A 14071-nucleotide genomic window follows, 5' to 3' on the forward strand; every position below is an offset into this window, starting at 1 on the left:
CGTGTGGACGCCGCGACGCGGGGCACACCCTGTGCGCGTCACTCAACTCGCTCTCCTGGGAGCAGCCGCCGTCCCCGGGCAGCACTTCGTCGAGAAGTCGCCATGCGGGCTGCTGAAGCTGTGGTGCTCCTCGTCCGAGGCGCACCTGCGTGCCCCCGGAGGGAGGGAGCCGAGAAGCCGGGGCAGCTCCTCCGTGTACGCGGCCGCACACTGAAACCGCGGAACTCGGGGTGCTGTTCGACGGTGGTGCATCGCATAGGAGGTCAGGGCAACGGGGAGATCTGGATATCGAAGTCGCCCAGGACCGATACCACTTCGTCGAAGTCCTGGCTGCCGAGGCGGTCGCGAGACGCCTCGAAGTCATGCCACCCGAGACTGAAGGGGGCTGTCTTGCGGGCACCGCTGTTGATGAGACAGTCCGCAAGGGCGTTGATGTTGGATCCGAAGTACCCTCCTGGCCCGTTCACAGCCTCACCGAGTGCGCAGTAGAAGCTGTCGATGTTGGCCAGGTCGGCACCCTCGATCTCGCAGACGCTCCCCGCTCCTTGCTTCTCGGCCTTGTGCCCAGTGCGGAACCACGCCTGCTGGGCCACGTGCAACCAGCTCCGGTGGGCCTCTGCGGGCAAGGACTTCCACTGTCCTGTTTCGCGCGGAGTTTCCTGGACCCACTGCGCCCAAATGGCTCTGGCGTACGGGTAGGACTTTCCGTATCCGAAGAAGGTCGCTTCCAGATCGGTTTGGCCATGTGTCGTCTGGCGGCTGTTGATGCCAGTGATCTCGACTCTGCCGATGTAGTACGAGCCGATCTCCCTGCTGTGGACGTCCCAGATCTGCAACTCCACGTCTTCGAACAGCACCGGCACGGTGGAGGGACTGGAGGAGGTGCCGATGAGGGTGATGACTGTGGAGTCGGCTGAGGAGGAGACGAAGAAACCGTCGACATCGACTGCGGTGAGAAGCTCCCGTTGCGTTTCGTCTTCCACGAGTCTGTACATCGCTGTGGCTCACTTCCAGCCGTCATCAGGGAAATGAGGCGCTTTGAAGGGGTGGATGGTCGCGTAGTGGTCGTCGGACCATCCCATCACTTTACGGCCGTCCGGCAGCGTCTTGACGAGGATCCGGGAGTTCTCCGGGTCCTTTGCGCCCGGTACGCGGTATTCCTCGGCGCCGGCCCACGGCCGCTCGTGCGGCTTGTGAGTCCCCTGGAAAGTCTTCGGTTGCCCTGTATGGGGATCGGTCTGCCTTTCGCCTCCTCCGGCACGGATGTCCTCGTAGGCCTTGACGAAAGTCTTCCGCAGTCCCTGGGGCCATGGATCGGACAAGCGGGGCGGCGTCTTCTTGTCCTTCGGGCATTCCTTGAGACCCAGCGGATCGGACCAGGAGTACGGGTTGATCACGTACGTGAAGTCGTGCGGGCTGGGACTGAGGCCGAGGGGGTCCGGGGTCAGGTAACGGGCGGTCGCCGGATCGTAGTATCGATGGAAGTTGTAGTGCAGTCCCGTCTCCGCGTCGGCGTACTGGCCGGGAAAGCGGAGGGGGCAGGTTTCCGGGGTGGTGGGGGCTGGGAGGGGGGTGCCCCAGAGGGTGGTGCGGTGGTGCCAGGTCGGGTGGCCGTCCGGGGTGAACAGTTCGGTCGGGGTGCCGGTGGCGTCGGTGACCACCGCGCGGTAGTGCGTCACACCCAGTTCGCTGGTCACCTGGGTGAGGGGGCGGTGGGTCGCCGGGGCGTACTCCCAGGTGCGTGCGGCCCCGTCCTCGGTGACCTCTTCCGCGAGGCGGGTCATGTCCCAGGCGAAGGTGAGGGGGCGCCCTTCGGGGCCGGTTCTGATGAGGCGGCGGCCCAGCGGGTCGTAGGTGTAGGTCCAGGTCTCGCCGTCGGGGGTCACCGCCTCGGTGAGGCGGTCGTGGGCGTCCCAGGTGTAGGACCAGGTGCGGGTTCTGCCGCTGAGGAGCCGGCGGGTCCTGCTCACGAGGCGCCCCGCGGCGTCGTGTTCGTAGGTGGTGCGGCCGGCGCTGCGGACGAGGGTGCCCTCGTGGACGCGTGCGCCGGCGTCGGGGTGGCCGGGGGCTTCGGCGCGGGTCTGGTTGCCGGCCGCGTCGTAGGCGTACCGCTCCGTCCAGCCGTGCGCCTGCACCCCGGTGACCCGGCCGGCCGGGTCGAGGTCGAAGTGGCGGGTGCCGGAGGTGAGTTCGCGGATCTCGGTGACGTATCCGTCGGGCCGGTAGGCGTAGGAGCGGTGCTGGAGGAGCTCGTCGCCCGGGGAGGTGACGGTCTGGCCGGTGAGCCGGTCGGTCTCATCCCAGCGCTGGGTGAGGGTGACACCGCCGACGGCGCGCTGTGTCTCGCGCCCGGCGGCGTCGTGCGTGAAGGTGAGGGTCTGGCCCCCGGTGGTGAGGGTGCGGGGCCGGTCGGCGGCGTCGTACGTCCACGACGAGGTGAGCCCTGACGGTGTGGTGCGGGTGAGCCGGTTGCCCACCGCGTCGTAGGTGTAGGAGGTCCGGCGGCCGTCGACGGTCTCGGACACGAGGCGTCCCGCCGGGTCCCGTTCGAGGGTGAGGACGGTGTCGCCGTGGCGGGCGCGGGCCAGGGCGCCGCCCGCGTCGTAGGCGAAGGTCGTCGTCTCGCCGGCTGTCTCGTCGTGCTCGGTGAGGACCCGCCCGAGGGCGTCGTGCGTGGAGCGCAGGGTCTGCCCGAGCGCGTTGGTCCGGGCGGTGAGGCGGCCCGCCGCATCGTGCTCGTAGGTCAGTGCCGCGCCGTTGAAGTCGGTCTCCGCGGCGAGGCGGCCGGCCGCGTCGTACGTGTAACGCCACTCGCGGCCCTGCGGGTTGGTGACGGCGACCAGGCGCAGCTCCGTGTCGTACGCGAAGGCGTACCGGGTGCCGTCCGGGTCGGTGCGGGTGGTCGGCAGGTCGAAGTGGGTGCGGGTCCAGGTGGTGGTGTGGCCGGCCTGGTCGGTGTGCTTGGCGAGGTTGCCCTCGCAGTCCCACTTCCACTCCTCGCGGGTTCCGTCCGGGTGCTCCCGCCAGGCGGGCCTGCCCTCGATGGTCCAGCCGAGGCGGGTGGTGTGGCCCAGCGGGTCGGTGAGGGCGGTGACGCGGCCGTGCGGGCCGCGGCGGACGTGGGTGGTGTGCCCGAGCGGGTCGGTGACGGCCACCGGGAGGCCGGCCGCGTTCGTGGCCACCGTCGTGGTGCGGTCGAGCGCGTCCGTGACGGAGGCGAGATGGCCCGCCGCGTCGTAGGTCCAGTGGGTGGTCGCGCCCGTCGGGTCGGTGGTGGAGGTGCGGGCGCCGCGGTCGTCGTAGGTGTGGCGCCACACCGCCCCGCCGGGTTCGCGGATCTGAAGGGGGAGGCTGTCGTCGTCGTACACGGCCTCGGCGTGCGTGCCGTCGGGGCGCTCGATGCGGGTGAGGCAGCCCGCCTCGTCGTAGTCGTAGCGGACCGTGCGGCCCAGCGGGTCGGTGACGGCGACGGGGTGGCGGCCGGTCTCGTCCCACTCGGTGCGGGTGGTGTGGCCGAGCGCGTCGGTGACCTCGACGACCTTGTACGCCTCGTCGAGCACGTAGGTCGTCTCGTGGCCCTGCGAGTCGGTGTAGCGGGTGGTGCGCGTGGTGTCGTCGTAGCGGAAGCGGCCGGAGAGGATGCCGGTCGGCCCGACGGTGCGCAGGACGCGGCCCCGGTGGTCGTAGACGTAGGCGAACGCGGTGCCGTTGCGGTCCTTCCAGGACGTGATGCGGTGCTCGTCGTCGTAGCGGAAGAGCAGCGGCTTGCCGGTGGAGTTGACGACGCCTTCCAGGTCGCCGCCCTCGGTGTAGGTGAAGGCGACCAGCCGGGTGCGGTGCTGGTACGCGTCGCCGTGCAGCAGGTGCAGGGCGGTGACGCGGTGCAGGGCGCGGTCGGTCTCCACGGCGATCCGGTAGCCGCCGGAGTGGGCGATGTGCGTGGGCAGGCCGTGCTCGTCGTAGGCGAAGGTGATGCGGTCGCCCTCGCCGCTGCGGTCGGTGACCGCGTGCAGCGCCAGTTCCGGGCCGCCCACCGGGAGGCGGGAGAAGTGCAGGCGCCGGTTCTCCTCCGGGACGGTGAGGGTGAAGGTGCCGTCCGGCTTGCCGTCCCAGCGCAGCGGCCAGCGGGGCCCGGACACGGGCAGGGTGGGGGTCTCCGGGTCGGGCACCGGGTAGCGCAGCACCATGCCGTCGTCCGCGACGTAGACGACACCCTTGTCGTCGAGTTCGAGACGCTGGTCGAGCGTCGCCGCCCAACTGGGGCCGAACCAGCCGCCGCACGGGTGCCCGGAGACGTAGTGGCGCTCCAGAACGAGCGGCAGGGCGCCGGGCAGGTCCACGTCCGTGGCGGACATGAACATCTCACCCGTCGCGACGTCGACGGGCTCGCCCTCACCGCACCTCTCACTGTTGCACTTGTCGTGCTTGTTCGGCTCGCCGTCGGCGCGCCTGGCGGCGCTGCCGTCGCGGCGCAGGGCGCGTTCGCGGCGCGCCAGCCGCTGGGCGGCGCTCTTGGCGGCGGAGGCGCCCTTGCGTGCGGCGCCACCGCCGCCGGTGGCGAGGGCGAGCAGCACGTCGGGGGTGAGCTGGCCCGCGGCCCGGGAGGGGTTGCGCTGCCACTCGTCCCAGTTGCTGACGGCCTTGGCGAACTCCTTGGGGTGGTCGATGGCGTAGGCGGCGCCGTCGACCATGCCGGCGAGCTGGAGACTGGCGCCGCCCGGCCCGTCCTCGACCATGTACTCGAACTGCTTCCACATGCCCTTGGCGCTGTCGCCCATCCCGCCGAGGAAGTCGCCGGCCCCCTTCTTGAAGCGGTTCCAGCCCTTGGGCGGGTCGGGTGCCTTCTCGGCGGCCTTGTCGAGCTTGCTCTTGGAGGTGTCGACGACGCCCTGGAGTTCGCTCTCCAGCTTGTCGAGCCTGCGGTAGCAGCCGTCGAGGCCGCTGATCGGGTCGTCCTCCGGCGGTTTGTCGGGCAGTGGCTCGTCACCGCGGTCCTTCGCCGCCTGGTAGTCCTTCCAGTCCTTCCAGTGCTTCGTGGAGGCGGCCCGGATCTCGTCCGCGTCCTTGATGATCGGCTTGACCCGCTTCTGCACGGACCGCAGCTTGTCCGCGTACGCGTCCAGGGCGCCCGCCGCCGAGGTGAAGTACTTGCGGGCCGACTCCAGTTCCCTGGGCAGGTACTTGCTGGCGTCCTCGAAGCTGTCCGAGGCGGCGCCGGTCCACGGCAGGAGGGACAGGTCGGTCAGCTTCTCGTTGCCGTCCTTGAAGGCACCCGCGTAGGCCTTGAGCCTGACGACGAGATCGTCGATCTTGTCGGGGTCGCCGGGGATGACGTCGTCGGGCTCGGCGTGCAGGGGTATCCGCTCGGGGGTCCCGCCCTCCATCGCGTCCTTCTGCGTCATGCGATGTTGCCCTTCCCGCCGCCGTCGGTCACCCATCCCTCGCCGCCGGGACCGGCGACCTGGTAACGGGGGTTGGTGGGCAACTCGCCCGTGACGTGCGTGCCGTCACCGCCGCCGTGCCCCGAGCCCCCGTCGCCGCCACCGCCGCCGTCGAGCCACGGTTCCTGGTAGATCTCGGGCGGCGGGTCGAAGTGGGGGCGGTCCCCGTCCTTCCAGGCCCGCAGGCCGTGTTCGCCGAACGGGAGCTTGGCGATGTTGTCCTCGGTCGGCGAGAAGTCCTTGATCCGCAGCAGGTCGGCCATCATGTACGCCGCGATGACCTGCCGCAGGGTCTCGACGATCGTGTCGGTGTGCTCGGCGACCCGGCCCATGCCGAAGCCCCACTTCTCCAGCACGTCCTTGGCGGGCTTCTCGATGTCGTAGGTGGCCGCGTTCTGGATGCCGCTCGCCATCGGCTTCCAGTCGTCCTTGACCTTGCGCGCGGCGACGACGGACTCCTCCAGGGGCGTCAGGATCTTGCGCACCTTCGCGATCTCGATGGCATAGCCGTCCCCCGGCTTGGGGCCGTGCTCCCCGTCCCCCGACATCGCTACTCCTCCTCGGCTTCCAGCGTCGCCGCCTCCAGCAGGAACGGCCGTGGTCCCAGCGGATCCACCAGCGCCCGCACCCCCTCGGGAAGCAGCTCCACCAGGTCTTCCGCCGTGGTGGACGCCCAGTCGCACACCCCGGCGAACAGCGCGAGCGCCTCCCAGGAGGTGAAGACCGGTACCACGGGCCCTTCGGCCGTCTCGGACACGAAGAAGCCCGGGCGTTCCGGGCGCTGGAAGTACAACCGGGTGGCGCGCAGTTGAGCCAGCCGCTGGGACGGAGTCATCCGTGCGGCTGACTCCTTGTGCACCAGGTCGCGCAGCGACATCCCTACCCCCTCCTCCGACCGTCCCGCCCGAGGCCATTTTGGACGCCTGTGTGCGCTGATGATGGCACGCCTGTCCGACAGTTCAGTATTTCGGCGACGGTCTGAGGCTCCGTTGCGACGGAGTTGTGACGCACCGGACCGCACCTCCTCCGACGCGACCGCTGCTCCCTGACGCGCTCGTTGCGCCGCCCCGCTGTCGTCCCTCACTCCCTGCCGAGCCCCCGGCGGATCGCCGTCTCCACGGAGGAGTGGCCTCCCGCGGGCCGCTCCGACGCGCAGGGCACCGCCGGGTACAGCGGCGGCTGCGCCAGGAAGCGGGGCCGCGTGCCGTGGTGCGGCTGCACGGCGTGCACCAGGACCGGATGGCACAGGTACACGTCCCCCGGGCTCCCCGTCGCCTGGGCGAGGCGGCACGGTGACCGCTCGGGTACGGTGACGTTTCGGGCGCGCCGGCCCAAAGCCCGACGTCCGCGCCGCACGATGAGGAATGGTGCTGAACCGCGTAGCCGTTCTCTCCGGCACCCGTGGAGTTCTGCCCGCCCTGGAGGTGGAGGCGGTGCTTGCCGAGCCGGACGTGCGAGATGCCGACCGCGTGGTGCTCGCCGGCGACCGTACCGTGTGGATCAGCGGGAACGCCGACCGGGAACGTGCGGACGCCCCCGCGGCCTTCGTGCCGCGGGGGCGTCCGCAGCCGCGAGCCTTGAGGCCCGCGGCCCTGCACCGGTTACTGCATCGCCTGCTCGATGGTGGTGTTCCAGTAGGAGACGGTGGAGCTGTCGCCGAGGGCGAGGCCGGCGCCTTCGGGAGCGTCGAGGTTGGCGGGGCTGCCGGTGCCGTGCAGGGTGCGGTCGGCCAACTCGACCGTCAGCCGCTTCTCGCGGTGCACGTCGGCGCCGTCACCCTCCGCCAGACCGAGCGCGGCGTAGGCGGACTTGCCCGGTTCCAGGGAGACCACGGCCTGCGGCTTGCCGCCGCCCTCCGCGATCGGAGCCTGGGCGTTCGGGTACCCCACCAGCGGGTAGCCGTACAGGTCGCAGCGGGTGCTGCCGTTGTTGGTGGCTTTGAGCAGGATGACCGGCGCGGTGCCGCCGGTCTGCTGGAGACCGACGGTGGTGGTGCCGAGGGCGCACGTGGTGCCCTGGGAGTCGGAGCCCGAACCCGCAGTGCTTCCGGCGCTTCCGGCGCTTCCGCCCTTGCCGGCGTTTCCGCCCTTGCCGGCGTTTCCGCCGCGGGCGCTCGTGCCGCCGCTGCCCCCGTCGCCGCCCCCGGTGCCGTTCTGCGCACCGCTGTTGCCGCCGTTCCCGCCGGTGTCCGAGCCGGTGGCGCCCGAGTCCTTCGACGCCGCGGCGGGCGACGAGGAGTTGGCAGCACCGTCGTTGCTGTCGTCGCCCTGGCAGGCGGTCAGCGAGAACGCGGCGGCGGCAGTCAGGCCCACCAGGCCGGCGGTGCGGGCGGTGCGGCGAGTGCGGCGGATGGTCTTCACGAGGTCCCCCCATGGGTGTCGGTGCGGCAAGGCCGCCCCTCTCCCCTGGGGCGTCCCGGCCGGTCGCTGGTCGGTATGTGCACTGAGATGGCGACCGGGCGGGGCTTGTTCATGAGCGCGCGTGTGAAGCAGGTCACACCTTTCGGGGTCTGGGCTTCCCGTCGCGCCGCCGCGTCACGGCTCCTCCCCGACGGGCGGCTCGCCAAAGACCGACACCGCGCAGCGGAACCCGCCGTGCCCTGTCGAACTGTCGGGCGCGTTCGCGGTGCGGGCGGCGACGCGGTAGCGGTTGCAGTACGAGTGGTGGCACAGGTACGAGCCGCCGCGCAGCACGCGGTTGGCGCCGCCCGGGGGTCCGAGGGGATCGTTCCGCGTCGCGGGGCGGTCGGCGGCGTGCCAGTCGGCGGAGAAGCGGTCGGCGCACCACTCCCACACGTTGCCGGACACGTTGTGCAGGCCGTACCCGTTCGGCGCGAACGCCTTGGCGGAAGCCGTACCGAGGGGGCCGGCCTCGCCGGTGTGATGGTCGGGGAAGCGGCCCTGCCAGATGTTGCAGCGGTGCCGGCCACGGGGCGTCAGCTCGTCACCCCAGGGGAAGCGGGCCCCGACGAGACCGCCGCGCGCGGCCTTCTCCCACTCGGCCTCCGTGGGCAGCCGCTTGCCCGCCCAGCGCGCGTAGGCGCACGCGTCGTTCCAGGAGACGTGGACGACGGGGTGCTGGGCGCGGTCCCCGACCGCGGAGCCGGGGCCCTCCGGCGCCCGCCAGTAGGCGCCCTCCACCGCCCGCCACCAGGGCGCGCCCGGCACGGTGCCGGGGAGGACGGCGCCGTGGGCGGCGCGGGGGACGAGCGGGGCGAAGACGTAGCTCCAGCCGAAGCGTTCGGCCTCCGTCCGGTGCCCCGTGGCGTTGACGAAGACGGCGAACTGCGCGTTCGTCACACAGGTCGCGTCGATGTGGAAGGACGAGACGGTGACCTGTCGCACAGGCCCTTCCCCGTCGCCGGGCACGGCGTCCTCGTCCTCCCCGCCCATCAGGAACGGCCCGCCGGGGATGCGCACCATGCCGCGCAGCAGGTCGGCCCGGGAGCGGGAGGCCACCGGTACGTCCTGCGGACCATCGGGTGACTCGGGGGCGGCGGGCGTGGTGGCAGGGGGGACCGCGGCGGTTTCACGGGCGGGTCCGCAGCAGGCGCCGCTCACCGGTCCTGCTCCGGTGTCCGGCGGGGTGCTGGAGGGCGGACGTGCGGCGAGGTCATGGCCGCATCGTGGTCGCTGCGCGCGCGTCGCGTCAACGTCTGACCTGCCCGGTCCCGGCGGGCTGCCGGGTGGACCACGCCGCGCGGTAGGCGCTGGGCGAGGTGTGCAGGTGGCGGGCGAACGCGGCGCGCAGTCCCGCGGCGGTCCGGAAGCCGCAGTCCTCCGCGATCCGGTCGACGGTGCGGGCCGTCGCCTCCAGCAGCTCCTGCGCCCGGCGGAGCCGCTCGCGGACGAGCCACTCGCCGGGTGTGCGCCCGTAGGTGGTGAGGAACCGGCGGGTGAGCTGCCGCTCGCTCAGGTGGGCCCGCTCGGCCAGGTCGCACAGGCGGAGCGGGGCGGAGAGGTTGTCCAGGGCCCAGGCGGTGACGTCGGCCAGCGCCGAGGCGGGGGACGCGGGCTGCACGGGGGCGGTCATGTACTGGGCCTGGTCGGCGGTGCGGTGGGGCGGTGTCACCAGGCGGCGCGCCAGGGCGTTGGCGACGGCGGTGCCGCGGTCCTGCCGGACGAGTTCGAGGCACAGGTCGAGCGCGGCTGCCGTACCGGCCGAGGTGTGCACGTCCCCGTCCTGGGTGTAGAGGACGGTGGCGTCCACCCGGACGCGGGGGTAGCGGCGGGCGAGGGACTCGGCGTGCATCCAGTGGGTGGTGGCCCGGCGGCCGTCGAGCAGGCCGGCCTCGGCCAGCACGAAGGCGCCGGAGCAGACCGACGCCACCCGCGCACCGCGGCGGTGTGCTTCGCGTACGGCCGCGACCAGCGCCGGGGGCTGGCGTTCGTGGACGTTCGCGCAGGCCGGGACGACGACCGTGTCCGCCTCGACCAGGTCGTCGAGGGAGCCGGCTGCGGTGGTGCGGAAGCCGCCCGCGACGGCGGTGTCGGGTGCTTCGGCACACAGCCGCAGGTCGTACCAGGGGTCGGACAGGTCCGGCCGTGCGGTGCCGAACACCTCGCAGGGGACCGCCAGCTCGAAGACCGGCGCCCCCGCCGTCACCGCGAGCGCGACCCGGTGCGCCCGGCGCGCCCGCTGCTCCCGGTGTGTGCGGAGCTCCCCGCGTGCGTCGGTTCGTGTGTCGTTTTTCTTGCGCATGGCGGCCACCATGCCACTCGTGGGGGCGGCCGGCACTCGCTGTGATGGGAACCGTGACCCGTGATTCCGCTGCCGCGCCGGCCCCCCGCGAGACCGTTCCGACCGAGACCGCCCCAGCAGGCCGGGACCCGGGCCCGAGTATCGGGCTCGCCCAGGGCGTGGCGCTGTACGTGTGCGCCATCCTCGGCGCCGGGGTGCTCGTCTTCCCGGGGCAGGCCGCCTCCCTCGCCGGTCCTGCCTCGATGGTGGCCTGGGGGTTCAGCGCGCTGATGGGCCTGCCGCTGGCGTTCACGTTCGCGGCGCTCGCCTCCCGCCACCCCGACGCCGGGGGCGTGGCCACCTACACGTCCCGCGCTTTCGGGCCGTCGCTGGGCGGCGTCACCGGATGGTGGTACTTCATCGCAGGTTCGGTGGGCCAGACCATCGTGCCGCTGACCGCCGGGTACTACGTCGCCTCGGCCCTCGACCTCGACCAGCGGTGGGCGCCCGCGGTGGCCGCCGCGGTCCTCGCGGTCGCGGTGGGCGCCAACCTGGCCGGGCTCAAGGTCGGCGCCCGCGTGCAGATCGTCCTCGCGCTCGGCGTCGCCGTCATCCTCCTCGCCGTGATCGTCGTCGCGCTCCCGCAGGTGCGGTGGGACGAGATGACCCCGTTCGCCCCGCGCGGGCTGCCCGGGATCGGTGAGGCCGTGGTCGTGCTGTTCTTCGCCTTCGCCGGGTGGGAGGCGATCGCGCACCTGTCGGGCGAGTTCCGCGACGTACGGCGCACCCTGCCGCGCGCGACCCTGCTGACCGTCCTCGTCGTCACGGTGCTCTACCTGGGCGTCGCGTTCGCCGTCGTGGGCACCGGCTCCTACGGGTCCCGCGCCCTCGACCGGATCTCCCTCGGCGTCATCATCGAGGACGGCGTCGGACTCTCGGCGGGCGGTGTCGTCGCGGTGGCCGCCGTCGTCATCTGCCTGGGCACCACCAACGCGTTCGTCTCCTCCGTCTCCCGGCTCGGCTACGCCCTGGCCCGGGACGGCTGGGCGCCGCGCCTGCTGACCCGGCGCAACCGCCGCGACGTCCCCGGGAACGCGGTGCTCGCCGTCGGGGCGGTCGGCGCGGCCGGTCTGCTGGGAGCCGCACTCTTCGGATGGGGTACGGACGACCTGGTCTTCGTCCCCTCCGTCCTCGTGCTGGCCACCTACCTGCTGGGCGCGGCCGCGGCCGTCAAGCTCTTCAGCGGCCGGGAGCGCGGCGTCGCCGTCCTCGCCCTCGTCCTGCTGCTGGCGACGGTCCCCTTCGCCGGGTGGCATCTGGCGGTCCCGCCGCTGATCGCCGCGGCGGTCGTCCTCGTCCACCGCTCCCGACGCCCACGCCGCTCCCCCTCCGAGGGCGGGGCCGCCACCGGCGCCCGCTGAACCACCGGGAGTGAGGTCACGTGGTTGTCGTCACCCGCTGTCCGAAGCGGGGAATTCCTTCCGGAAGAGAGAGGTCGGAATGGACGACTACAGCAGGTCTTCGCGGTCGAGCGGTGCGCCGCGAGGGCACCGCGAGTTCCGGGACGGTGTCGAGATCGTCACCGTCGAGCCGCGCGGCTCGTATGCGCGGTCCAGCACGTATGCGCCATCCAACGCGTATGCGGAATCCATCGCCACGCCGCCCCCCAGCTACCACACCGACCCCCCGTCGGTGGCCGACTACCGCTCGCACCCGAGCGGCCCGAGCGCGCCCCCCAGCTACCGCACCGCGCCGTCGGTCGCCAGCTACCAGTCGGGGATGAGCGGTTCGACGGTCAGGCCCGGCGACGGTTCGCAGTCGTACAGGTCGGGCAGCCAGTCGTACGGCGACGGGTCGAGGGCCGACTTCGACCCGGGGGTGTCCGAGGGGAACGCACGTGTTGCGGCGTGGGCCGCGGAAACGTCTGCGGCACAGTCGGACAGGAGCCACCGCGGGACGCACGGAAAGCGACCGGTCACGACTCTGCCCGTGGACCGGAACTTGGAGGTGGCGCGCTACGCGAACGGCAGCATGGCGGCGGTCAGCAGGGAAGCGAAGAACGGCGGCAGGAAGAAGAGCATGCCGACCGGCGACATGAACGTTGTGCGTCATAAGGACGGATCCTTGACCGTGGCGAAGAAGCACTCCGCCAAGCGCCGCTAGTCCGGTGACGTGGTGCTGCCGGTGAGGGGGTCGGTCACACCGACGTGGCTCCCTCCCGGCGGGTTGCCGGACTTCCGGTGACCGGGCTCCTGGTGGCCGGGACGGACACGGTGTCCCGGCCCCGGGAGCTCCCCGCACGGTGCAGGTCCTCCAGGGCGTCGAGGACGACGGTGCGTTGGTACCAGTCCAGCCAGCGGCCCGCCTGGAGTCCGATCCCGTCCAGGGTCCGGGCCTGCGCGGCCGTCAGCGCGGCCACCGGCGTGGGGTGGTGGGTGGAGACCATGCCCTGCACCCGTCCGGGCCCCGCGAGCAGCGGGGTGCTGTGGCAGCCGCGGATGCCCGCCGCCAGGACGACACGGCGGGCGGGTCCGGCGAAGGCATCGGCGGTCGCCACGTCGGTGACGGTGACGCGGGAGCTTTGGCGCGCACCCAGGGAGCAGGGGGTCTCGGCGCCGCCTTCGGTGAGGCTCACCCGGTCGAAGAACTCCAGGAAACCGTCGTCGATTCCCTTGTGCTTCTCCAACCGCAGGTCACCGCTGACCGGATCGACGAGATGCACGGTGCCCGCCGTTGCCCCGGTGATCTCCAGGCTGCGGCGCAGGACCGCGCCGAGCACCTCGGCGGTGTTCGCGGTGGCGGGGCGCAGGTCGCGCTGGAACGGCAGCGGGGGCGGCACACGCCGCTGCCGGCCGGGGAACCACTCGCGGTGCGGGCCGCGCGGCCGGGGCATGGTGACGACTCCGGCGGCCAGGGCGCGCAGCCGGACGTTGAACCGCTGCGAACTGGCCTCCAGGAGAGCGAAGGCCGCCCGGTCGTCGGGAAGCTGGTAGCGCTCCTCCAGGATGCCCTGGGCGCGGGAGACGAGCGGGTGGGTGCGCGCCCTGGCCCGCAGATTCCGTATCTCCTGGCGCAGCCGCGCCAGTTCGCGTTCGGTCGCCGACTCCGCGGGGGACTCCGCCGCGGGGGTCTGCTTGGTGGCGGTCGTCCCCGCGGCGTCCTGCTCCGTGTCGTCCTGCTCCGTGAGGGCCTGCGCCGCGGTGGCCGCCTGCCCCGTGGGGACCGGGTCCGGGGTGGTGCGCCGGACCGCGTGGGCGGCCGCCTCGGCGACACCGGGGAAGACGGGGAGCGCGCCGTCCGCGGACAGTACCCGGGCGACCGCCTCGTCCGCGGTGGCCACCAGCAGGCCGACCCCGTGGTCGGCCAGCTCGCGGGCGCGGGCGACGAGGGCGCGCACCCCGGCGGCGGAGACGAGCGGCACCAGCGTCAGATCGATCACCACGGCCGCGTACGCGTACTCCGCCTCCGGGGGCTCGGCGGCAGCCGGCGCCGGGTGCGCGGCATCCCGCAGGCCCCCCTCGGCGCGGACCACCCACAGCCCCGCCCCGCCCGGAAGCCGTACCACCTCTGTGCGTACCGTGCCGCGGGCGTCACCCGTGGTCGACATGCTCCGCCCTTTCTTCCTCCCCCGCGATACTTGCTGCCCGACAACATTACTCGGCGCGGGGAGGGGGTACGACCACGGTGGCGGTCTCCGCCTTCCCCCTCACGTTCTCCGCGTGCGAGCGGTGCCCGGCACACCTGACCCGGACCTCGCCCCGACCTCCCTCCCGGACCTCCCCGGGGACCCGCTGTCCGCCGGGCCCGGCGCGACGTGGGACAGGCGCCTGCCCGGCAGCTCGTCGAGCCGCTGGGTGGCGCATGCGGGCGCTCTCGCCCCGGGCCGGGTCGACAGCGGGTCCGCACGGCCGGAACCGGACCGCCTCGCTGCCGAGATGACACACGGGGCC

Annotated in this window: 10 protein-coding genes and 2 pseudogenes; 3 read left to right on the top strand and 9 right to left on the bottom strand. The window is 72.6% G+C overall.

Features of this window, described 5'->3' with window-relative positions; all coding sequences use genetic code 11:
* Nucleotides 1-263 precede the first annotated feature (263 nt).
* The 5 genes and pseudogenes from H297_RS40415 to H297_RS41940 all read right to left on the bottom strand — a co-directional run.
* Nucleotides 264-995, bottom strand: a complete 732-nt coding sequence (locus H297_RS40415; RefSeq protein ID WP_051352065.1) for a barstar family protein — start codon at nucleotides 993-995, stop codon at nucleotides 264-266.
* A 9-nt stretch (nucleotides 996-1004) separates the two neighbouring features.
* On the bottom strand, nucleotides 1005-5402 hold the full coding sequence (locus H297_RS37725) for an RHS repeat domain-containing protein (protein WP_078514430.1): 4398 nt from the start codon (nucleotides 5400-5402) through the stop codon (nucleotides 1005-1007).
* Entirely contained in the window at nucleotides 5399-5989 is a 591-nt protein-coding gene (locus tag H297_RS0121745) for a hypothetical protein (protein WP_027738778.1), read from the bottom strand. The genes H297_RS37725 and H297_RS0121745 overlap by 4 nt, the downstream gene beginning before the upstream one ends.
* Before the next feature lie 2 nt (nucleotides 5990-5991).
* On the bottom strand, nucleotides 5992-6318 hold the full coding sequence (locus tag H297_RS0121750; protein ID WP_027738779.1) for an SseB family protein: 327 nt from the start codon (nucleotides 6316-6318) through the stop codon (nucleotides 5992-5994).
* 203 nt (nucleotides 6319-6521) lie between these two features.
* Nucleotides 6522-6725 (bottom strand): annotated as a pseudogene (locus H297_RS41940) (phytanoyl-CoA dioxygenase); the annotation flags it as partial.
* Nucleotides 6726-6805: 80 nt separating this feature from the next.
* Here H297_RS41940 and H297_RS44475 point away from each other — a divergent pair.
* A pseudogene (locus H297_RS44475) lies at nucleotides 6806-6964 on the top strand (metallophosphoesterase family protein); the annotation flags it as partial.
* A gap of 78 nt (nucleotides 6965-7042) precedes the next feature.
* On the opposite strand, the gene H297_RS0121760 reads toward H297_RS44475, so the two are convergent.
* The 3 genes from H297_RS0121760 to H297_RS0121770 all read right to left on the bottom strand — a co-directional run bounded on the left by H297_RS0121760 (nucleotide 7043) and on the right by H297_RS0121770 (nucleotide 10142).
* Nucleotides 7043-7801 carry a DUF4232 domain-containing protein gene (locus H297_RS0121760; RefSeq protein ID WP_051352066.1) on the bottom strand — a complete coding sequence of 253 codons (759 nt, stop codon included), beginning with the start codon at nucleotides 7799-7801 and terminating at the stop codon, nucleotides 7043-7045.
* Between the two features lie 174 nt (nucleotides 7802-7975).
* Nucleotides 7976-8899, bottom strand: a complete 924-nt coding sequence (locus tag H297_RS0121765) for a formylglycine-generating enzyme family protein (RefSeq protein WP_486589612.1) — start codon at nucleotides 8897-8899, stop codon at nucleotides 7976-7978.
* 190 nt (nucleotides 8900-9089) lie between these two features.
* Nucleotides 9090-10142 (bottom strand): GlxA family transcriptional regulator, encoded by a 1053-nt coding sequence (locus H297_RS0121770; RefSeq protein WP_486589613.1) that lies wholly within the window; start codon nucleotides 10140-10142, stop codon nucleotides 9090-9092.
* 53 nt (nucleotides 10143-10195) lie between these two features.
* Here H297_RS0121770 and H297_RS37730 point away from each other — a divergent pair, with 53 nt between their 5' ends.
* The gene (locus H297_RS37730; RefSeq protein WP_486589614.1) at nucleotides 10196-11542 is read left to right on the top strand and encodes an APC family permease; all 1347 of its coding nucleotides are present in this window, start codon (nucleotides 10196-10198) and stop codon (nucleotides 11540-11542) included.
* A gap of 79 nt (nucleotides 11543-11621) precedes the next feature.
* Nucleotides 11622-12284: a hypothetical protein gene (locus H297_RS0121780; RefSeq protein ID WP_027738783.1), complete on the top strand. Its 663-nt coding sequence runs from the start codon at nucleotides 11622-11624 to the stop codon at nucleotides 12282-12284.
* Between the two features lie 34 nt (nucleotides 12285-12318).
* On the opposite strand, the gene H297_RS40420 is transcribed toward H297_RS0121780, so the two are convergent.
* Nucleotides 12319-13728 carry an ANTAR domain-containing protein gene (locus H297_RS40420; RefSeq protein WP_064744857.1) on the bottom strand — a complete coding sequence of 470 codons (1410 nt, stop codon included), beginning with the start codon at nucleotides 13726-13728 and terminating at the stop codon, nucleotides 12319-12321.
* Between the last annotated feature and the right edge of the window lie 343 nt (nucleotides 13729-14071).

The sequence above is a fragment of the Streptomyces sp. CNT360 genome, assembly GCF_000424785.1.

Bases quoted from the DNA above. Each gene is read 5' to 3' on its own strand.
- H297_RS40415 (WP_051352065.1), bottom strand. From the start codon at position 995: ATGTACAGACTCGTGGAAGACGAAACGCAACGGGAGCTTCTCACCGCA.
- H297_RS37725 (WP_078514430.1), bottom strand. From the start codon at position 5,402: ATGACGCAGAAGGACGCGATGGAGGGCGGGACCCCCGAGCGGATACCC.
- H297_RS0121745 (WP_027738778.1), bottom strand. From the start codon at position 5,989: ATGTCGGGGGACGGGGAGCACGGCCCCAAGCCGGGGGACGGCTATGCC.
- H297_RS0121750 (WP_027738779.1), bottom strand. From the start codon at position 6,318: ATGTCGCTGCGCGACCTGGTGCACAAGGAGTCAGCCGCACGGATGACT.
- H297_RS0121770 (WP_486589613.1), bottom strand. From the start codon at position 10,142: ATGCGCAAGAAAAACGACACACGAACCGACGCACGCGGGGAGCTCCGC.
- H297_RS0121780 (WP_027738783.1), top strand. From the start codon at position 11,622: ATGGACGACTACAGCAGGTCTTCGCGGTCGAGCGGTGCGCCGCGAGGG.
- H297_RS40420 (WP_064744857.1), bottom strand. From the start codon at position 13,728: ATGTCGACCACGGGTGACGCCCGCGGCACGGTACGCACAGAGGTGGTA.